Consider the following 19,880-nt stretch of genomic DNA (forward strand, 5'->3'; position numbering starts at 1 on the left):
CATGAAATTCTCTCAGAACGGCTTCTATATCGAAAGCTACAGCAAGTGCCCGAACTGCGGCCAGCTGATGTACGAGGATGCGGAGGCCGATCGCGCGCGCCGTGTCACTCACGAAGGCAAGACCTATTGTTCCCGGCGCTGCGTCGACTGGAAGCTCGACCGCGAGGCGCGTCATGCTGCTGCGGAGAAGCTTGCGCAGCACGCTCCCTGAGGCGCCGGCACCCTGAAGTGTGATGGCGGGCCCGGGCGCCCGCCGTCGTTTCCCGTCTCATCTGGCCGGATGCACGGCGATCTCAGCGACGCATGTTCCATGCGCCGTGCGCTTCGGCTCGTCCCGAGGACTTCTATCATGACGACCAATTCAGAATTGACGCAACGGCGGATCGACGCCATCCCGACCGGCCTCTCGCGGCACCTCGACGTCTTCATCAGCCGCGCCGAGAACGCGGAATTGTGGGATGTCGAGGGCAACCGCTACATAGACTTCGCCTCCGGCATCGCCGTGACCAATACCGGCCACCGTCACCCTCGTGTGCTGGCCGCCGTGCGCGCGCAGCTCGATTCCTTCACGCACACCTCGTTCCAGACGACGCCCTACGCCAGCTATGTCGAGGTTTGCGAGCGGCTGAACGCGCTGGTGCCCGGGGACTTCGCCAAGAAGACCTATCTCGTTTCCACCGGCGCCGAAGCCGTCGAGAACGCGGTCAAGATCGCCCGCGCGGCCACTGGACGCCCGGCCTTCGTTGCTTTCGCCGGCGCTTTCCACGGCCGCACGCTGATGGCGACGACGCTGACCGGCAAGACGACGCCCTACAAGTACGGCTTCGGGCCCCTGGTGCCCGACGTCTTCCATGTTCCCTTTCCGAGCGCCTATCACGGTGTAAGCGTCGAGCAGTCGCTGGCTGCGCTCGACTTTCTGTTCAGGACAAGCGTCCATCCCGAGCGTGTGGCGGGCATCATCGTCGAGCCGGTGCAGGGTGAGGGCGGCTTCAATCCGGCCCCGCCCGAGTTCCTGCAGGCGCTGCGCAAGGTCTGCGATACCCACGGCATCCTGCTGATCGCCGACGAAATCCAGACGGGCTTCGGCCGGACGGGCCGCATGTTCGCCATCGAGCACGCGGGCATCGCCGCGGATCTCGTGACCTTGGCGAAAGGTCTCGGGGGCGGTTTTCCCATCGCCGGCGTCACGGGCCGTGCCGACGTGATGGAGAAGGTGCCGCCGGGTGGCGTGGGCGGGACATTCGCCGGCAGCCCCTTGTCCTGCGCCGCCGCGCTCGCCGTGCTCGACGTCATCGAGGAGGAGGGTCTCGTCGCGCGTGCAGCCGACATCGGCAGCAGGATTCGCACCGTTCTGGATGGCTGGCAGGGCTCCAACGCCTTCGCGGCCTGCATCGGCGATATCCGCAACCTGGGCTCCATGGCGGCTCTTGAGCTTGTGCACGATCGGGACGGCGAGCGCCCGTGGCCGGAACTGACACGCTTGCTGACCCGAAAGGCCGCGGCCAACGGTCTCGTGCTGCTGACCTGTGGCGTTCACGGCAATGTAATCCGGCTGCTCCCGCCGCTCACGATTCCGGACGCGATTCTCGACGAAGGGATCGCGATCATGGAACGCAGCCTGCATGAAGCGCTGCAAGAGCTGTCCGTGCAATGACGATCCGGCGGCGGGAGCATGCTCTGCCGCCGCCGGGACTCTAGATGCCTAGCCGGTCGCGCAGCCCGTACCACCAGGCGCCGAGAACCGTGAGCGGCACCCGCAGGGCGCGACCGCCGGGGAAGGGGACATAGGGCAGGTTCGCGAAAGCGTCGAAGCGCGTGGCATCGCCGTCGATGGCCTCCGCTATCAGCCTGCCGGCTAGGTGGGTGCTGGTGACGCCATGGCCGCTGCAGCCGTGCGCGAAGTAAAGGTTGTTGCCGATGCGGCCGAGGTGCGGAATGCGGGTGAGCGTCAGCGCAAAGTTGCCGCTCCACAGATAGTCGAAACGGACGTTCCGCAGCGCCGGGAAGACCTTCGCGAAATGCGGCCGCAGCCGCGCCTCGATGTCGGCGGGTTCGTCGCCGCCATAGACGATGCCGCCGCCGAACAGGATGCGGTGATCGGCTGTCGGCCGGTAGTAGTCGAGCACGTAGTTGGCATCCTCCACCGCCGTGAGCGTCGGAAACAGGCCCCTGATGGTCGCTTCGCCAAGCACCTCCGTGGTCACGACCTGGGTGGAGACCGGCATTACCTTGTCCTCAAGGAACGGGATGACGCCGTTGAGATAGGCATTTCCGCACGCCACGGCGAAGGTGGCCCGCACTTCGCCGGTCGCTGTCGCCACCACGGCCTTGCCGCCTTCTGTCCGCACGCCGGTCACGGGGGATTGCTCGAAAATCCTGCCGCCAAGAGATTCGACTGCGGCGGCCTCGCCGAGCGCGAGGTTGAGCGGGTGGATGTGCCCGCCGCGGTGGTCGATGAGGCCGCCGACGTAGCAATCGGCCTTCACTTGCCGGCGCAGGCCTTCCCTGTCCAGCAGTTCGAGCCCGTCGTGGCCGAAGCCCGCCCAGTGGTCGCGGACATGCGCGAGTTCGCGCAACTGCTTGGCGTTGAAGGCCGCGAAGACGTTGGTGGGGCGATAGTCGCAGGCGATGCCGTACTTTTCAATCCGTCCGCGGATTATGTCCCCGCCTTCGAGCGACATGGCGCCCAGCGCCTTCGCCGCTGCGTTGCCGTAGCGCCAGGCGATGTTTTCGAGATCGCGGCTGTAGCCGTTGACGATCTGCCCGCCGTTGCGGCCGGACGCGCCCCAGCCCACTTTCGCGGCTTCGAGGACAACCACCCTGTACCCGCGCTCGGATAGATGAAGTGCGGTCGACAGGCCCGTATAGCCCGCGCCGATGACACAGACATCGGTTTCGATGCTGCCTTCCAGCGAGTTGCGCAAGGGGGACGGGTTTGCCGTCGCGGCGTAGTAGGAGGCAATATGGCTGGTCATCGAAGTTCCGTTTCAGAGCACGCCGAGATACGAGGAGTATTCCGCATCGGTGACGCGGCGCGCCATCTTGTTGCGCTCCTGCCATTTCACCGCGAGAAACACCTTGTGGAAGTCCACGCCGAGGCTGTCGCGCAGCAGCGGACTGTCGCGGAAAAGGTCGATCGCCCAGTCCCAGTCGCTCGGCAGCGGCTTGTTGACGGAAGAGCGCACGTAGGCGCTGCCCTGCACCGGCTCGCCGGGGTCACACTTGTTCTCCAGCCCGTAGAGCACGCCGGCTATGATGGCGGCGAGCACCAGATAGGGGTTGCCATCGGCGCCGGCGACGCGGTGCTCGAAACGCCGTGCCTTCGGGCTGCTGTTGGGGATGCGCACGGAGGCGGTGCGGTTCTCGTAACCCCAGTTACCGTAGGTGGGCGCATGGGTGCCGGCCTGAAAGCGGCGGTATCCGTTGAGGTTGGGCGCGAAGACGAGCATCGACGGCCCCATGAATTCGAGCACGCCGCCCACCGCGTGTCGCAGGGCATCGGACCCGCGCTCGGTCCCGTCGTCGAAGATGTTGTTTCCCTCCGCGTCGAGCGCGCTGCAATGGATGTGGAAACCCGATCCGGACTGGCTGCCGTAGGGCTTGGGCATGAAGGTGGCGTGCAACTGGTGACGCCGGGCGACGCTGCGCACGATGCGCTTGAAAAGCACCGCCTGATCGGCCGCGAGCACCGGATCATCGATATGTTCGAGGTTGATCTCGAACTGTCCTGGCCCATTCTCGACGATGCAGGTGTCGCCAGGGACATCCTGGGCCGCGCAGGCATCCCGGATCTCCGTGAAGACACTGGAAAACTCGTCGAGTTCATCCATCGAGTAGAGCTGAGAGACTTCAATAGGGTAGCCGGATTCCGGCGCGGCCGGGGGGCGTGGACGGCCTGTCTTCAGTACATCGCCGTTCATCAGATAGAATTCCAGCTCCGTGGCCACGACGAGCCTGAGCCCTATTGTCCGGGCGCGTTCTACCTGGTGCACCAGCACCTGGCGTGGGTCCACCATGAAGGGCGTGCCATCAGGGTTGTTCATGGAGAGCAGCATTTGCGCCCTCGGGCGCTGCGCCCACGGCACGGAGGTCAGCCCCGAGCCGCATGGCATGCACGAGCCGTCGCTGTCACCGGTTTCCCATACGAGGCCGTTCTCCGGAACGTCCTCTCCCCAGATGTCGAGGGCGAGCGCAGAACGTGGCAGCTTCATGCCGCTTTCGTAGAGTCTGTCGAGGCTGGAGATGGGAACGCGCTTGCCGCGCAGGATGCCGTTCAGGTCGGAGATCAGCAGGTCGACCTCCTCTATGTTCTCGTTCCGACGCAGGAATGCGTGCGCCTGCTCAAGGTCCAATGACACGATATCTTCCCCTTATTGTTACTGATCCGGAAGCGTAGGCGTTGGATGCACGCGGCCACACCGGGCATCGCGAGGCCCTTCTTCCGGCAGTCTCCTATAATGTGATCAAAAGCGAGTGGTTTAGTCAATCGGATTTTGATCATAAAATCGTGCGGAAGCGTCGTTATTGTCGCCGTCCCTTTTCATTACCTTTGAGAAGCGGCGCGGCCGGGGGCTTTCCATCAGATTTGGACCGAAAGAGGGGGGCAGGATGGTTCCCGCAAATTCCCCACGGGAGAACTAAAGATCGTTGACATGTAGCGAAAATGGAATAAATTTATAATTTATTCTACTAAAATAGAAATCTATATGACTTCAGGAAATAATATGCGGTTTGGCAGGAACTGGGTTTGAATGTCTCCCGGGTTTCTATATGACGAGTTCTCATTCGTTGCCGGACCTAACGAACGAAAGGGCGGTTAGGCGTCTCTTGTACCTTCTTCCGAAGGGCTGCAAAATATGATCAAATTTTTAGTTTTCAATCCATGTTAATGTGATCATAATCTATCCTGTTGGAGTGGGGTGAACGCTTGTGTTAGACGCTGTGTGAGTGCGGGCGGGGCGCTCGCCGTGATAGCCTTTTTTCCTCTGTCGCTTTTGAGCGTACACATGCGCTATTCGGGTTCCGGAGACCGGATGAAATCAAATTCCTGCCTCGATCTTCCTCTCTTGCCCAGACTGGAGAAGGAGACAGCCAGCCAGTTCGTCTACAGGTGCCTCAGACATGCTGTCATGATCGGGCGCGTCTCCCCTGGCCGTGCGCTGACCATTCGGGAAATTGCCGAAGCGCTGAACGTGAGCATGATGCCCGTGCGCGAAGCGTTGAGGCTGCTGGCTGCGGAGCGGGCGCTGGAGATGCGCGACAATCGCCGCGTTCAGGTTCCGAACATGACTGCAATACGCTTCCGCGAACTCTGCGAGCTGCGTGTCGTGTTGGAAACCCATGCCGCGCTGGGCGCCATGTCCTATGTCACGGCCGAACGCCTCGCCACCCTCGCAGGCCTCGATCGCCGCATCGATATCGACGAAGCCAACGCGCGGGGGGATTTCGAGCAGGCGATCGTTGTGAATCAGGAGTTTCACCGCACGATCTATACGGCCAATCCCTATCAGGAGAGCCTTCCGCTCATCGAGAGCGTGTGGCTGCAACTCGGCCCGTTCCTGCGTCTGGCTCTCGCGAAGCTGGGCGGCTTCTATCAGATCGACCGGCATGTGGAGGCGATGGAAGCGCTTCGCCGCCGGGATCCTATCGCCCTGCGTGTGGCCATAGAGGCCGACATCCGCGACGGCATCATGCACGTGGGCACTGCCGATCTGCTGAATGCGTACACGCAGGCAATTGACGCCGAAAGGCCGCCGAGGCGCAGAGCGATATGATCAAAATGTGCCAGCGGCAGGATGCGTAACCGGCGCCTCCTGCCTGTGTGAGGCGCCCTTGCCCGAACCGTCGTGCGACAAATATCCATGGTGCGGCTGTCGGGCAAGCGATCGACGTTCCTCGGGACGGAAAGCGCCTTCCTGAAGTGAGGGCGGGGTCAGCTGCCGTCGTGGTGCATGACGTACAGCTTGCGGGTCTTTTCCAGCACGGTCCATGCGCCCGTCCAGCCGCGGGGCAGCACGAGCACGTCGCCGGGGCCGATCTCGCGCACCTCGCCGTCGCGGCGTGCCAGCGTCGCCCGGCCGGCGATGATATGGCAGACCTCCGAGGAGGTGGAGCGGTCGGCGGTGAAATGGCCGGGCGTGCACTCCCACACGCCGATCTCGACCAGCCCGTCCTCCGAGGTGAACAGCGTCCGCGTGGCCTCGAACTGATCGCCGTTCGTCGATGTCGGCTTGGGGTGCGCCGGCCCGAGATCGATGGCGGCGGCATCGAGATAGGTTTCCAGATCAATCATGCGAAGCTCCAAAGCGGTGGGGGCGAATCCGTCCGGAAGCCGGATCAATGCCCGGTGATGAGATCGGCGAGGTGTGCGAGCCGCGAGGTGTGATCGAGCCCGGCTTCCTCACGCGCGTCCGCGATGCGGTAAAGCTGGTACATGGAATGGACGCCGAGCCAGCGCAGCGGCTCCGGCTCCCACTGCCGCACGGTGCGGTTCACCCATGGCAGCCGCGTGAGTTCCGTGTCCCGGCGCAGGATGAGGTCCCGCAGCGTGCGGCCCGCGAGGTTTGAACTCGACACGCCGAGCCCCACGTAGCCGCCTGCCCAGCCGATGCCGGTTTGCGGGTCGAGACCGGCGCTCGTGCACCAGTCGCGCGGCACGCCGAGCACGCCGCACCAGGCATGGTCGATCCTCGCGCCCGACGCCTGCGGCAGCAGCCGGGTCAGGATGGCGTGCAGCTTCTCGATGGTGGCCTGCTGCGTCTGTCCGCGCACGTCTGTCCGCGAGCCGAAGCGATAGGGAACGCCGCGCCCGCCCATGGCGATGCGGCCCTCGCGGGTGCGCTGGGCATAGCAATAGGCGTGGGCGGTGTCGCCGAGGAGTTCATGGCCGTTCCAGCCGATCTCGTCCCAGAGCGCCTGCGGCAATGGTTCGGTCACGATCAGCGCGCTGTTGAGCGGCAGGATCGCCCGCTCGTAGCCCGGCAGCCCCGGCGTGAACCCCTCGGTGGCGCGGATGATGACGGGCGCGCGCACCGTGCCGCGCCGGGTCGTCACCTTGCCCTTTTCGATGCCGGTGACTTCGGTTTGCTCATAGATCGGTACGCCGAGACGCTCTACGGCGTCGGCGAGGCCGCGCACCAACTTCGCCGGCTGCACCCGTGCCATGTCGCGGATGACGAATGCACCCTGCGCGTTGCGAATGTTGATCCGCGCCTTGGCCTCGGCCGCACCGATCATCTCCATCCGCTCGGGCGGCATGTCCCAGCGCAGGAACTCCTCGTATTCAGCCCGGGCGCGATCGAGCTGGGGCTTGTTGACCGCCACGTTCAGATTGTCGACCCGGCGGATATCGGCATCGATGCCTTCCGCGCCGGTGACGGCGATCACTTCGTCCACGGTTCCCGCCATGGCGCGCTGCATGTCGATGACGGCGCCCCGCGTCGACGACTTCAGATACTTTTCCCGCGACCACCAGAAGCCGCCCGAGAGCCAGCCGCCGTTGCGGCCGGACGCGCCAAAGCCGGCGAATTCCCGCTCGACGACGGCGATGCGGATCGACGGATCGGCCTTGCGAAGGTAGTAGGCCGTCCACAGGCCGGTGAAGCCCGCGCCGACGATACATACGTCTGCCTCGATATCGCCGGGGAGCGCGCCGCGATAGGCCGGTATGCCGCCGATGTCGGCGTACCAGAAAGAGATATTGCCGTTTGTTTTGACATCCATGACAGTTCTCGTTTCAAAACTGTTCTACGTAAGGGTGAGGTCGGCGCGGCCGTCGTCGGCCAGAAGCTTGGCGTCGGTTTCTGCGAAGGTGAGCGATACTGCATCGCCGATGGCGAAAATCTCCGCCTCCAGCGGCGAGCGGACGATGGCTGTCGAGCCGTCGCGCAGCCGGACCTCGTATTTCGAGCCGGAGCCGAGGTAGATCGCCTCGGTGATCTGGCCGGGAAGCCGGTTGCGTCCGTTCGTGGCCTGGCCGGGGCGCGTGAGGGCGAGCTTTTCCGGGCGCAGCAGCATCACCGGTTTCATGGTGCCGGGAAGGCGCTTGCGCGTCACCACGGTTTCGCCCGCGACCGCGATCGCGGTTTCCTCGCCCGAGGTCCGGACGTCGCCACGCAAGACGGTGGAATCGCCGATGAACTTGCCGACGAAGAGCGTCGCCGGTTCGTCGTAGAGCTGGCGGCCGGTGCCGATCTGCTCGATCTTGCCTTGGTTGAAGACCGCGATCCGGTCGGAGAGCACCAGCGCCTCCTCCTGATCGTGCGTGACGTAGACGAAGGTGGTGCCGAGTTCCCGGTGGATGCGTTTGATTTCTAGCTGCAGCCATTCGCGCAGCTTCTTGTCGAGCGCGCCGAGCGGCTCGTCCATCAGCAGGATCGGAGGATCGAACACGATGGCGCGGGCCAGCGCCACACGCTGCTGCTGGCCGCCCGAAAGCTCGCTCGGATAACGATGGGCGAAATCCGCCATCTTCACCATGTCGAGCGCGCGCGCCACGCGCTTCTCGCGTTCCGCCCGGCCGATGCCGCGCAGCGTCAGCGGATAGGCCACGTTGCGGCCGACGTTCATGTGCGGAAACAGCGCGTAGTGCTGGAACACGACGCCGATGTTACGCTTGTGCGCTGGCGTGCCGACCATGCTGGCACCGCCGACGTCGAGGTTGCCGGAGGTGACCTCGGTGAAGCCGGCGACGACGTTGAGCGTGGTCGTCTTGCCCGATCCGCTGGGGCCGAGCAGCGTCATGAACTCGCCTGCTTCGATGTGGAGCGACACGTTGTCCAGCGCGACGAAACCGCCGTAGCGCTTGCTCGCGGAGACGATGTCGATGGCCGCGCCTCTTGCGGGAGCACCGGTTGCGGAAATGCTCGTCATGGATCAGCCCTTTCTCTGCCGGTTTCCAAGGAGGAGGCCGCCTGCAATGATGAACGACGTGGCGAGGAACAGGATGGTGCCGACCGCGGCCACCGTGGGATCGGCGTCGCGGGTGATGCTGGTGAAGATCTGCACGGGGAGGGTCTTCAGATATGGATTGGAGATGAACAGCGCCACGATGATCTCGTCGAAGGACGTGACGAAGGCGAACAGCAGGCCGGAAAGAATACCCGGCAGGATCAAAGGCAGCGTGACGGTGCGGAACGCCGTCAGCCGACCGGCGCCGCAACTCGCCGCTGCCGTTTCCAGCCGCTTGTCGAATACCTCCAGACTGGCGGAAACGGCGATGAGCACGAACGGTATCGCCAGAATGGTATGGGCCAGCACGAAGCCCGTGAGCGTGCCGACGAGCCGGGTGTCGAGATAGACGGCGTAGATGCCGATGGCCAGCACGACGCCGGGCACCACCATGGGCGTGATGAGCAGCATGCGCAGGAAGCCGCTCGTGGTGGCGTTCCTCATGCGGTCGAGACCGAAGGCGGCGAGCGTGCCGAGCACGGTGGCCACAACGGCCACGAGCGATGCCACCTTCAGCGAGTTGAAGAAGCTCGACGACCACTCCGGATTGGTGAGGAAGTTCTCGTACCACTGCCACGAGAAGCCTACCGGCGGAAACGCAAGCGACTTGTTCTCGTTGAACGACATGGGGATGACGACCAGCGTGGGCGCGACCAGCCATACGGCGACCAGCATGCAGACGAGGCCGAGGACGATGCGGGTGTGTATCTGCATCAGCGGCGCGCTCCCTGCCTGTGGCGCTGCCGCATCAGGGGCGCGGCAAGCGCCAGCAGAATGAATGTCGCGACCAGAAGCACGACGCCCATGGCGCCGCCGCGCCCCCAGTTCAGCAGGCTCAGCACCTGGTTCTGCACCAATGTCGAGAGCATGGTGCTGCGCGGGCCGCCGAGCAGCGCGGGGGTGATGTAGAAGCCGAGCGCCAGAATGAAGACGATGATGGCCCCAGCATAAACGCCCGGCAGCGACAGCGGCAGGTAGACCTGCAGGAAGGCGCGGGAGGGCCGGGCGCCGAGGCTGCGGGCGGCCTGCACGAGCCGCAGGTCGATGCCCCTCATCACCGAATAGAGCGGCAGGATCATGAAGGGCAGCAGCACCTGCGTCATCCCGATCACGACGCCCTGCTGGGTGCGGATCAGCCGCACGGTGCCGAACCCGGCCCACCTCAGCGCGGAGTTGATCACGCCGGAATCCTGCAGCAGGATCACCCATGCCATGGTGCGCACCACGCCGCTGACCCAGAACGGCACCAGCACGCACAGGACGAGCAGCATCCGCAACAACGGCCCCACGGCGGTCATCATATAGGCGTAGGGGTAGGCGCATATCACACACGCCAGCGTCACCCAGGCCGAGACCTCGAAGGTGCGTTGCAGCACGACGAGGTTAACCGGCGTCCCGAAGAACCAGACGTAGTTCTGAAGGCCCCACATGGGTTCGGAAAAGCTGCGCAGCACGATGGTCAGTAACGGATAGCCGACGACACCCAGCAGAAGCAGAAGGGCCGGCACCGTCAGCCACAGGGCGTTGCCCGCCAGATGAAGCCGTCGTCGCGGAGGCGGTTTTGCCGGCTCGCTCGCCGCTTCCGCCGTGGATGCCAAACCTGTCTGGGAAATACTCACGCCGAATACCTCGCACGGATGGGTGTCGCGGATATGGAGCGGGATTTCGCGGGCCTGAATCCGGTTCCCGGGAAAATGTCGCACGCTCCGTCAAGGCGTGCGGAGCCGCCCGGAGGGGCGACGCGACCGCCCCTCCTTCAACCCGCCCCGATATGATGGGACTGGTATTATCGGCCTCAGTTCCCCGCCATCAATTCCGTCCACTTTTCGACGGTGGGCGCGTAGTGCTGCACCCAGAACGGGATGTTGTGCTGGTAGCCCTGACGGATCCGCTCCGGCGTGCTGGTGAGGTAGGCGGCCGTGGTCTCGTCGACTTTCGGTTGCGCCTCGTTGTGGATCGGCGAATAGGAGGTCTTCTCGGTCAGGATTTCTTGCGACTTGCGGCCGAGATAGGCGTTGATGAGGGCATAGGAGGCATCGGGGTCCCTGGCGCCGACCGGAATGGCGAGATGGTCCATCACCACCAGCCAGTCCTTCCAGACCGGGGTGTACTTCGCACCGTTGCGCGCCGCCGTCATGGCACGGCCCGTCCACATCATGATCAGGTCGGCTTCGCCCGCCTCGGCGAGCTGCTGGGATTCGGCGCCGGTTTTCCAGAAGATGGTGTCGGGGCCGAGTTCCCTGATCTTCGCGATGCCCTTATCGATGTCCGCCGCGGTCATCTTCGAGGCATCGCCGCCGGCGGCGATGAAGGCCTGTTCGATCAGGCCCGCGATCGGATCGCCGCTGCCGTCGATAGCGCGCACGCCGGGGAATTTCTCCGTATCGAAGAAGTCTTTCCAGTCCTTCGGCGGTTTATCCTTGTACTTTTCGGTGTTGTACATGATGATCATGCCGTAGTTCATCGCCGGCACGTTGCATTCACCGACCTGACCGGGCGGAATGTGCGATGTATCGAGCTTCGACAGGTCGAGTTTCTGGAACAGCTTGCCGCAATGGACGTAGGGCGCGAAGTCGGCGGTGTCGACCACATCCCACGTTACATTGCCGGACTCCACCTGCGCCTGCAGTTTGGCCATCTCGGTGGGGCCGTCGCTGAGAAGCCTCACGCCGGACCTGTCGATGAATTCCTGCAGCGCGGCGATCTGCCCGTCCTGATAGATCCCGCCGAAGGATACGAAAGTGAGCGTCTTGCCCTTGAGGGAGCCTTCCTTCACCTCGCCCGCCACCGGCTTGTCCTGCGCGGCGGCGATCGTCGCCGTCGCCAGTGGCATGGAGACGGCCAGCATTCCCAGCAGGGCCACGAGCTGGCTCCTGCCAAACTCTTTTCGCGAGTACAGCATTGTATTTCCCTCTGTATCGTTTATATCGTTGCCGTTTTATTTTATTTTTTATTGTTTATCGTTCAGGTTATGCTTTTCCGCCATTGATGGGCGGTTTCCATGCAACGTATCGATCGAGTTCAGCCGCCGCCGATGTCGCGGGTGCGATGATCCACATGACTTCCGCGCGCCCGTTGCCGATATTGGTCGTCTTGTGCGGCGTCGACGGTGCGTATTCGATGCTGTCGCCTTCCTCCAGCACGTGGCTGTCGGCTCCGAGATTGACTTCGACGATGCCGCGCAGCACCACCAGCATCTCATGGTTGCCGCCGTGCGTGTAGGGTAACTCCCCCGTCGAGCCGCCGATATCGAACTCGCCGATATAGGCCTCGAACTCGTGAAGCGGCCGCTGCGATACCAGCGTCTTGCGGCAGCCCCTGTTTTCGGGAAGCGCGGGCCGCTGGCTGCGCTTCAGGACGATATGGGTCCGGGCGTCTGCATCCTCGAACAGGTCGGCGACGCGAATGCCCAGCGCCACCGCGATATGGATAAGTGTTGAGGCGCTTGCGCCGGAACGCCCGCGCTCAAGCTGGCTGAGGAAACTGGCGCTCGTTCCCGTCATCTCGCCGAGCTGACGGAGCGACAGCCGGCGCGCCAGCCTGAAACGTTTCAATCGTGCAGCCAGAACGCTTGCATCTTGCCCTGCCGGGGCAGTTTCTTCAGGCTGTGTTTGTGCCAGAGCATTGCTCGCTTCCGTCATGATTGAAAGGCTAGCAAGCTCTTTACATCGTGTAAAGTGCTATTTGCTGCAATTCTGCCCGAACGCGACGCCGCCGATGCTTGTAGCTCCTCCACAAAAGGCGATTTCCCTTGATTTCCGATGGCCTTCCGGAAGGTGATCTTCACGCGGTGTGAAGTCGACATTGCATCCGGCCGCCCTATCCGTGGGCGACCATGATGTGGCGCACGGCGGTGTAGTCCTCCAGCGCATAGATCGACATGTCCTTGCCGTAGCCGGACTGCTTCAGGCCGCCATGCGGCATTTCGTTGGCCAGCATGAAGTGGGTATTGATCCAGGTGCAGCCATAGCGCAGCCGTGCCGCCGTCTGCATGCCCTTGCCGACGTCCTTTGTCCAGACCGACGAGGCGAGGCCGTAATCGCTGTCGTTGGCCCAGCCGACGGCTTCCTCGACATCGTGGAAACGGGTCACGGAAACCACTGGCCCGAACACCTCCCGGCGCACGATTTCATCCTCCTGCAAGGCGCCGGCGACGACCGTCGGTTCGAAGAAGAAGCCGCTTTCGCCGGCAGGCTTGCCGCCGGTTGTCACCTCGATGTGCTTGTGGTCGCGGGCGCGTGCGACGAAGCTCTCCACACGGTCGCGCTGACGGCGGGAGATGAGGGGGCCGATCTCGTTACAGGTGTCGTCCTCGATGTTGTAGCGGATCGTCGAGACCGCCGCCGACAGGTCGGCGACGAAGCGGTCGTAGATCCGCGCGTCGGCATAGATGCGGCAGGCCGCGGTGCAGTCCTGCCCGGCGTTGTAGTAGCCGAACGTGCGGATGCCGTTGACTGCGGCCTCCAGATCGGCGTCGTCGAAGACGATCACCGGCGCCTTGCCGCCAAGCTCCAGATGCGTGCGCTTCACGGTTTTTGCCGCCGCCTGCAGCACCTTCTTGCCCGTCGCCACGTCACCCGTGATGGAAACCATGTCTATGCCGGGATGGTTGATGAGCCCGTTGCCCACGCTCTCGCCCCGTCCGAGTACGATGTTCACCACGCCTTCCGGCAGGATGCCGGCAAGGAGCCTGGCCATCCTGAGGGCAGTCAGCGGCGTCTGTTCGGACGGCTTGAATACAACCGTGTTGCCGCCCGCGACGGCGGGTGCGATCTTCCACGCCATCATCATCAGCGGATAGTTCCACGGCGCGATCGAGCCGACGATGCCGACGGGATCGCGGCGGACCATGGAGGTATGCCCCGGGAGGTACTCGGCCGAGACAGGCCCGTGCAGGTTGCGCACCGCGCCCGCGAAATAGCGGTAGCAATCGACGACGGCCGGCAGCTCGTCATTAAGGACGGCGTTGATCGGCTTGCCGCAGTTGAGCGCCTCAAGCGCGGCAAAGCCCGCGGCATCTCGCTCGATGGCGTCGGCGATCCTGAGGAGATGGTTGGAGCGTTCGGCCGGCGTCGTGCGCGACCAGCGCTCGAAGGCCTTTCCGGCAGCTTCCACGGCAGCGTCGACCTGGCCGAGGGAGGCCTCCGGCAGTTTCAGCACGGTTTCCCCCGTCCTGGGGTTGAGGATGCTTTCCTCCGCTTCCGTTCCGGCCTCGAAGCGCGAGCCGATCAGCATTTCAGTATCCATGATGTTCTCCCTCATGTCGTTATCCGGGATTATTTGCCATGACCGGCGATCTGGTCGCCGTCGCGCGTGAGATAATAGGCGGCGAGGATAGGCAGGAAGGTCACGAGCACCACCACCATGGCCACCACGTTGGTGACCGGCCGCTGGCGGGGCCGGATCAGCTCCTGAAGCATCCAGATGGGCAGGGTCGTCTGCTGTCCGCCGGTGAAGGTGGTGACGATGACCTCGTCGAAGGAAAGCGCGAAGGCGAGCATGCCGCCGGCGAGCAGCGCCGTCCCTATATTGGGCAGGATGACATAACGGAAGGTCTGGAAGCTGTCCGCGCCGAGATCCATCGAGGCCTCGATCAGCGAACCCGATGTGCGGCGGAAGCGGGCGACCGCGTTGTTATAGACCACCACCACGCAGAAGGTGGCATGGCCGAGCACGATGGTCCAGACGGAGAAGGGGACGTCGAGCAGCGAGAACGCCGAGCGAAGCGCGATGCCGGTGACCACGCCGGGCAGGGCGATGGGCAGGATCACCAGCAGCGAAATGCTCTCCCGCCCGAAGAATCGCGTGCGGCTGACGGCGGCGGCGCAGAGCGTGCCGAGCACCAGCGCGATCAGGGTGGCAATGGCGGCCACCTGGAGGGAAAGCGCCAGCGACGACCAGACGTCTGGCCGGTTCCACGTCGCCTCGAACCATTTCAGCGTGAAGCCCGGAGGTGGCCACTGATAGCTCTTGTCCTCGGTCGTGAAGGCATAGACGAAGATGAGCAGGATCGGCAGGTGCAGGAAGGCCAGCCCGCAACCGGCGGCGATTTTCAGGGTGAGCGAGGCGTGGTTGCCGCGATCAGAGCGCATCGAAAGCTCCCTGTTTCCTGGCGATCCAGAGATAGATGGCCATGATGACGATCGGCACGACGGAGAAGGCGGCGGCAAGCGGTACGTTGCCGGCGGTGCCCTGCTGGGTATAGACGGCCTGGCCGATGAAAAGGCGGGAGGAGCCGATGATCTGCGGAATGATGTAATCCCCGAGCGTGAGCGAGAAGGTGAAGATCGAGCCCGCGATCACGCCGGGGAGCGCCAGCGGCAGCAGCACGGTGCGGAAGGTTTGCGCAGGCGTCGCGCCGAGATCGGAGGAGGCCTCGATGAGGCTGCCCGGCACGCGCTCAAGAGCTGCCTGCGTCGGCAGGATCATGTAGGGCAGCCAGATATAGACGAAGACAAGGAAGGTGCCGATATAGCTGACGGACAGCGAGTTGCCGCCGACGACGGGCAGCGCGAGCATGCCTTCGAGCAGCCATGAGAGGTGCAGCCTGGCGAAAATCCAGGTGAGGATGCCCTCCTTGGCGAGGATCAGCTTCCACGCATAGACCTTGACCAGATAGCTCGACCAGAGCGGCATCATCACGCCTATATATAACAGCGCCTTCCATCGGCCGCGGGCATAGCGCGCCGCATAATAGGCGATGGGGAAGGCGATGAAGGCGGAAGCGATGGTGACCAGTGCCGCCATGAGCACCGTGCGCAGGATGATGTCGAGATTCGCCGATTGCAGGAGCTGGGCATAGGTCGACAGCGTGAACTGATAGTCGATCATGCCGGAGAAATCGTCGATCGAGAAAAAGCTCTGCAGCAGCAGTGCGATCAGCGAGCCGATATAGATGATGCCGAGCCAGAGCAGGGGCGGCGTGAGCATCAGGAACAGCAGCAGCCCGGGACGGCGCCAGAAGAGATCGGAAAGCCGGCCGAGGAAGCCGCCGCGCTGCGGCAGGATGGATGTCCGGGGCGCCGCCGGTCCCGGGAGCGTTGTAGCGGGAGAAGCGTTCATGCCGCCTGATCCATGTAGTGAACATCACCCGGAAGCCATGTGAGGTAAACGTCGGTGCCCGCTTCCGGCACTGCGGCGCCGGCGGGCAGCATGACGTGGAAGCGCGTGCCGGCCGTCTCGACAGCGAGCCGGGTTGCGGCGCCGAGAAAGCTCACGGTTTCGACGCGCGCCGGCACCCTGCCGCCTTCCGCGAGCCGGATGACTTCGGGCCTGAGGCTCGCCCAGCGCCGCTCGCCGCCCAATGCCGCCATGACGTCCGGCGCGACCACGTTGGAAGACCCGACGAAATCCGCGACGAAGCGGGTTTTCGGGCGGTTGTAGATTTCCTGCGGCGTGCCCGCCTGCACGATGCGGCCGTCGTTGAACACAGCCACGCGGTCGGCCATGGAAAGCGCCTCGCCCTGATCGTGCGTGACGAAGACGAAGGTGATGCCGAGGGCCCGTTGCAGGCTTTTCAACTCCTCCTGCATCTGTTCGCGCAGCTTCAGATCGAGCGCGCCGAGCGGTTCGTCGAGGAGGAGCACCTTCGGCTTGTTGACGAGCGCCCGGGCGAGCGCGACGCGCTGGCGCTGCCCGCCGGACAGTTGCCCCGGCTTGCGTGCGCCGTAGCCCGGCAGCTTCACCAGTTCCAGCATCTCCGCGGCGGCGCGATGTCGCTCCGCCTTGCCGATGCCGTTCACCATCAGCCCGTAGGCGACGTTGTCGATGATGTCGAGATGCGGAAAAAGCGCGTAGTCCTGAAACACGGTGTTGACGTTGCGCCTGTAGGGAGGCACGTCGCCCGTGCTTTCGCCAAAGATCTCGATTACGCCGCCGGTCGGCTGCTCGAAACCGGCGATGAGCCGCAGGCAGGTCGTCTTGCCCGAGCCGGAGGGGCCGAGCATCGCGAAGAATTCGCCCGGTGCGATCGTCAGGCTGACCCGATCCACGGCGCGGACCGCACCGAAATGGCGGCATACATTGTCGAAGCGGACGGCTGCTGTCATGTTTTCTGACCGTTCTGACACTGGAAGTAATGACGGAAAGGAGCCGCCTGCTTCAGGGTTATTCTGGACAGAAGCAGATAAAGGAAGCGGCAAGCCGGATTTTTAAACCCGGGAAGATGTGTTTTATCTCTATCTTTAAGCAATTTAGGATGAAGAATGTACACCGGATATTGCTGGAATTGCGATAGAGCGCGTTCCGATCAGATGGAATATTTGGTCGATAAGAATTCGCTCAAAATCGGGAAATTCTTTGGAGTACAGCTTCCATCTGCCCCTCCTTTACGGGAGGAGAGGCGCCGGTTACGTCTGCCGTCGGTTTGTCAGCGTCCGCCGATCACGCCGATATAATCGGACACCCAGCGATGATAGGGCACGCATTCGCCCTGGGTCTCGCACTTCGCGGTGGGGGTGCGCCAGAAACTGATCTTCTCGAAATTGTCGAACCCGTTCGCGGCGCAGCCCTGGTCCGTGAGAAGCGCGTTGCCCTTGCAGGCAGCGGGCACCGACGGCACCGCGCCGAACCACGCGGCCGCGTCGCCCTGAACCTTCGGCTTGAGCGAATGCTCCATCCACATATAGGCGCAATTGGGGTGCTCGCTGTCCACGTGCAGCATGGTGGTATCGGCCCAGCCGGTGGTGCCTTCCTCGGGGAAGGTGGAGCCGATGTCCGCATTCTCTCCTTTCAGGAGGTTGACCATGAAAGGCCAGGAACTTGAGGCGACGACACCCTCGTTCTTGAAGTCATCGATCTGGATCATCGCGTCGTGCCAGTAGCGACTGACGAGTTTACGCTGCCCCCGCAGCAGTTCGAGCGCTGCCTTGTACTGGTCTTCGTTCAGCTCGAACGGGTTCCTGATGCCCAGTTCAGGCTTGTGTTTCATGAGATAGAGGGCGGCATCGGCAACATAGATCGGCCCGTCATAGGCCTGCACGCGGCCCTTGTTCGACTTCCCGTCGGGCAGTTGCGTTTCCTCGAAAACGACTTTCCAGCTCTCGGGAGGCGTGTCCTTGAAGGCAGCCTTGTTGTACATGAGGACGTTCGGTCCCCACAGATACGGCACGCCGTAGTGGACGCTCTTGACCGTGAACCACGGCGCGTTCTGCAGGCGTTCGTCAATAGTCTTCCAGCTGGGAATGAGATCGGTATTGATCGGCTGGACGCGCTTTCCGGCGATCAGGCGCAGGGAAGCATCACCCGAGGCGGTGACGAGGTCGAAACCGCCCTCGTTCATCAGCGCCACCATTTCGTCGGATGTGGCGGCGGTTTTCACGCTGACCTTGCAGCTTGTCGCCTTTTCGAATTCGGTGACCCAGTCGTAGTTCTTGTCCGTGTCGCCGCGTTCGATATATCCCGCCCATGCCACGATGCTGAGCGCACCTTCGCCCTTGCCGAGTTCCTTCAGCGGTTCGGCGGCGCATACCTGCGCGGTAAAGCCGGCAACAGCCATCAACGCCGTACAGGACCTGAGAGAATACTTCATTGATCACTCCCGTTTTGCTCACTTGACGTGATGCTTTGTTCCCCGGCACGGATGGTGATCCGAATTACCCGTATTCGCAAATTCATTTACAGGAAACCTGCTATCGCTTTTTCCGATATCGGGTGCCGGAGCTGGATAATCTCTGTTGACGCGGGAAGCGGGTGAGCCGCGTGGAAACCCCGGTAGTGACGATTGTTAACCGGCGAGGCGGGGAGCGATTTCAGCGCAGCCGGCCCGAGCGGGAGGCCTCGGCAATGCCGATGAAATCGCGGGCCGATTGCGGCAGGCTGGAGCCCTTCCGCCATGCCATGCCGATCTGCACGACGGGGAGGGAGCCGGAAACGTCCCGGCTTTCGATGCGGTCGCCTTCCAGCGACCAGGGGCGGTAGACGAGATCGGGCAGCAACGCGACACCAGCGCCCGTGGCGACGAGGCTGCGCACGGCCTCGACCGAGCGGGTGCGAAAGGCGACATGCGGGCGCGCACCGAGCGCGGCGAGCAGCTTGCCGGTATTTTCCTCGATTTCGTCCACGGTCAGCATGATGAGAGGCTCCCTGGCGATATCGCTCACGGATATGCTGTCGGCCGATACCAGCGGGTGCCCGAGGGGAAGCCACAGCCTGTAGGGCGAGGTTTCCAGAATCTCCGCGTGCAGCGCCATCCGGTCGCGCAGATTGGAAATGACCATGACCGCCACGTCCAGCTCGCCCCCGATGAGGAGGTGTTCGAGATAGGAGCCGTTATCCTCGATGGCGCTGACCTCGATGCCCGGGAAGGCACGGCGATAGCGCGCCAGAAGGTCTGAAAGCACATAGCCGGCGACAAGGGACGTCACACCCAGATTGAGCCTGCCCTTCCTCGCAACCCGCTTGTCCGAAAAGGATCGGCGCGCATCGGAGACATCGGCCAGAATTTTCGTCGCGTGACGGAGAAACTGGTGGCCGTTATGTGTCACCGTGAGGCCACGCGGATGGCGCTCGAACAGTTCCACATTGAGGTCGGTCTCAAGTTCCTTGATGGCCTCGGTGATGGACGATTGTGAGATGGACAGTTTCTGCGCGGCACGGGTGACCGACCCCAGCTCCGCCGCCGCCACGAAATACTGCAATTGTCTGAGCGTGAACGACATGTCTATGGCAAGGTATGTATCGAATTCCCGTCCGGCATATTTTTCCCGCATGGTAGCCGCTTATTCGTATTTTGCAACTATTATGGATGCATCGCAAAATCCGGAAAAGTGAAAATCAACGGATTGTTTATAAAAACGAAGTATTTTATAATATGTATCATGTATACTCCGTTTTAACGGGCCGGCACGCGCCGCCTTTCAGGGCGGCCGCTGGAAACGACGATGTCGTGGCCGTAAGCTCGCGGCTTCCGGGACGGCGCGCGGCGGAGGGTT

The 19,880-nt window shown here is 63.2% G+C and carries 18 protein-coding genes; 3 read left to right on the forward strand and 15 right to left on the reverse strand.

Going from position 1 to position 19,880, the window contains the following annotated elements:
- Nucleotide 1 precedes the first annotated feature (1 nt).
- Both ACFFJ7_RS07350 and gabT read left to right on the forward strand, forming a co-directional pair.
- Nucleotides 2-211: a hypothetical protein gene (locus ACFFJ7_RS07350; protein ID WP_166948446.1), complete on the forward strand. Its 210-nt coding sequence runs from the start codon at nucleotides 2-4 to the stop codon at nucleotides 209-211.
- A gap of 138 nt (nucleotides 212-349) precedes the next feature.
- On the forward strand, nucleotides 350-1,654 hold the full coding sequence (gene gabT / locus ACFFJ7_RS07355) for a 4-aminobutyrate--2-oxoglutarate transaminase (RefSeq protein WP_166948448.1): 1,305 nt from the start codon (nucleotides 350-352) through the stop codon (nucleotides 1,652-1,654).
- 40 nt (nucleotides 1,655-1,694) lie between these two features.
- Here the strand turns inward: gabT and ACFFJ7_RS07360 are convergent, their stop codons facing one another.
- Complete coding sequence (locus ACFFJ7_RS07360) at nucleotides 1,695-2,975, reverse strand: NAD(P)/FAD-dependent oxidoreductase (protein WP_377591530.1); 1,281 nt, start codon at nucleotides 2,973-2,975, stop codon at nucleotides 1,695-1,697.
- A gap of 12 nt (nucleotides 2,976-2,987) precedes the next feature.
- Complete coding sequence (locus ACFFJ7_RS07365; RefSeq protein WP_208394044.1) at nucleotides 2,988-4,358, reverse strand: type I glutamate--ammonia ligase; 1,371 nt, start codon at nucleotides 4,356-4,358, stop codon at nucleotides 2,988-2,990.
- A 675-nt stretch (nucleotides 4,359-5,033) separates the two neighbouring features.
- On the opposite strand from ACFFJ7_RS07365, the gene ACFFJ7_RS07370 reads away from it, so the two are divergent.
- On the forward strand, nucleotides 5,034-5,774 hold the full coding sequence (locus ACFFJ7_RS07370) for a GntR family transcriptional regulator (RefSeq protein WP_166948450.1): 741 nt from the start codon (nucleotides 5,034-5,036) through the stop codon (nucleotides 5,772-5,774).
- A gap of 158 nt (nucleotides 5,775-5,932) precedes the next feature.
- On the opposite strand, the gene ACFFJ7_RS07375 is transcribed toward ACFFJ7_RS07370, so the two are convergent.
- From ACFFJ7_RS07375 to ACFFJ7_RS07435, 13 genes are all read right to left on the reverse strand, one after another.
- Nucleotides 5,933-6,292, reverse strand: coding sequence for a cupin domain-containing protein (locus tag ACFFJ7_RS07375; RefSeq protein WP_166948452.1), 360 nt, complete (start codon nucleotides 6,290-6,292; stop codon nucleotides 5,933-5,935).
- A 44-nt stretch (nucleotides 6,293-6,336) separates the two neighbouring features.
- Nucleotides 6,337-7,722: an NAD(P)/FAD-dependent oxidoreductase gene (locus ACFFJ7_RS07380; RefSeq protein ID WP_166948454.1), complete on the reverse strand. Its 1,386-nt coding sequence runs from the start codon at nucleotides 7,720-7,722 to the stop codon at nucleotides 6,337-6,339.
- Nucleotides 7,723-7,746: 24 nt separating this feature from the next.
- Complete coding sequence (locus tag ACFFJ7_RS07385) at nucleotides 7,747-8,871, reverse strand: ABC transporter ATP-binding protein (RefSeq protein WP_377591534.1); 1,125 nt, start codon at nucleotides 8,869-8,871, stop codon at nucleotides 7,747-7,749.
- 3 nt (nucleotides 8,872-8,874) lie between these two features.
- Nucleotides 8,875-9,663, reverse strand: a complete 789-nt coding sequence (locus ACFFJ7_RS07390; protein ID WP_377591536.1) for an ABC transporter permease — start codon at nucleotides 9,661-9,663, stop codon at nucleotides 8,875-8,877.
- On the reverse strand, nucleotides 9,663-10,562 hold the full coding sequence (locus tag ACFFJ7_RS07395) for an ABC transporter permease (RefSeq protein WP_377592105.1): 900 nt from the start codon (nucleotides 10,560-10,562) through the stop codon (nucleotides 9,663-9,665). Before ACFFJ7_RS07395 ends, ACFFJ7_RS07390 begins: the two co-directional genes overlap by 1 nt.
- Nucleotides 10,563-10,744: 182 nt before the next feature.
- Nucleotides 10,745-11,797 carry an extracellular solute-binding protein gene (locus ACFFJ7_RS07400; RefSeq protein WP_377592106.1) on the reverse strand — a complete coding sequence of 351 codons (1,053 nt, stop codon included), beginning with the start codon at nucleotides 11,795-11,797 and terminating at the stop codon, nucleotides 10,745-10,747.
- Nucleotides 11,798-11,918: 121 nt separating this feature from the next.
- Nucleotides 11,919-12,503: a helix-turn-helix domain-containing protein gene (locus ACFFJ7_RS07405; RefSeq protein WP_377591538.1), complete on the reverse strand. Its 585-nt coding sequence runs from the start codon at nucleotides 12,501-12,503 to the stop codon at nucleotides 11,919-11,921.
- A gap of 265 nt (nucleotides 12,504-12,768) precedes the next feature.
- On the reverse strand, nucleotides 12,769-14,196 hold the full coding sequence (locus ACFFJ7_RS07410) for a gamma-aminobutyraldehyde dehydrogenase (RefSeq protein ID WP_166948462.1): 1,428 nt from the start codon (nucleotides 14,194-14,196) through the stop codon (nucleotides 12,769-12,771).
- A gap of 29 nt (nucleotides 14,197-14,225) precedes the next feature.
- Nucleotides 14,226-15,041, reverse strand: a complete 816-nt coding sequence (locus ACFFJ7_RS07415) for an ABC transporter permease (protein WP_377591540.1) — start codon at nucleotides 15,039-15,041, stop codon at nucleotides 14,226-14,228.
- Nucleotides 15,031-16,011, reverse strand: a complete 981-nt coding sequence (locus ACFFJ7_RS07420) for an ABC transporter permease (RefSeq protein ID WP_377591542.1) — start codon at nucleotides 16,009-16,011, stop codon at nucleotides 15,031-15,033. Before ACFFJ7_RS07420 ends, ACFFJ7_RS07415 begins: the two co-directional genes overlap by 11 nt.
- Entirely contained in the window at nucleotides 16,008-16,997 is a 990-nt protein-coding gene (locus tag ACFFJ7_RS07425) for an ABC transporter ATP-binding protein (protein WP_377591544.1), read from the reverse strand. The genes ACFFJ7_RS07420 and ACFFJ7_RS07425 overlap by 4 nt, the downstream gene beginning before the upstream one ends.
- 320 nt (nucleotides 16,998-17,317) lie before the next feature.
- The gene (locus tag ACFFJ7_RS07430; RefSeq protein ID WP_166948470.1) at nucleotides 17,318-18,478 is read right to left on the reverse strand and encodes an ABC transporter substrate-binding protein; all 1,161 of its coding nucleotides are present in this window, start codon (nucleotides 18,476-18,478) and stop codon (nucleotides 17,318-17,320) included.
- Nucleotides 18,479-18,698: 220 nt separating this feature from the next.
- Nucleotides 18,699-19,607, reverse strand: a complete 909-nt coding sequence (locus ACFFJ7_RS07435) for a LysR family transcriptional regulator (protein ID WP_166948960.1) — start codon at nucleotides 19,605-19,607, stop codon at nucleotides 18,699-18,701.
- Nucleotides 19,608-19,880 lie beyond the last annotated feature (273 nt).

The sequence above is a fragment of the Pseudochelatococcus lubricantis genome (assembly GCF_042432495.1).
Lineage (GTDB): Bacteria > Pseudomonadota > Alphaproteobacteria > Rhizobiales > Beijerinckiaceae > Pseudochelatococcus > Pseudochelatococcus lubricantis.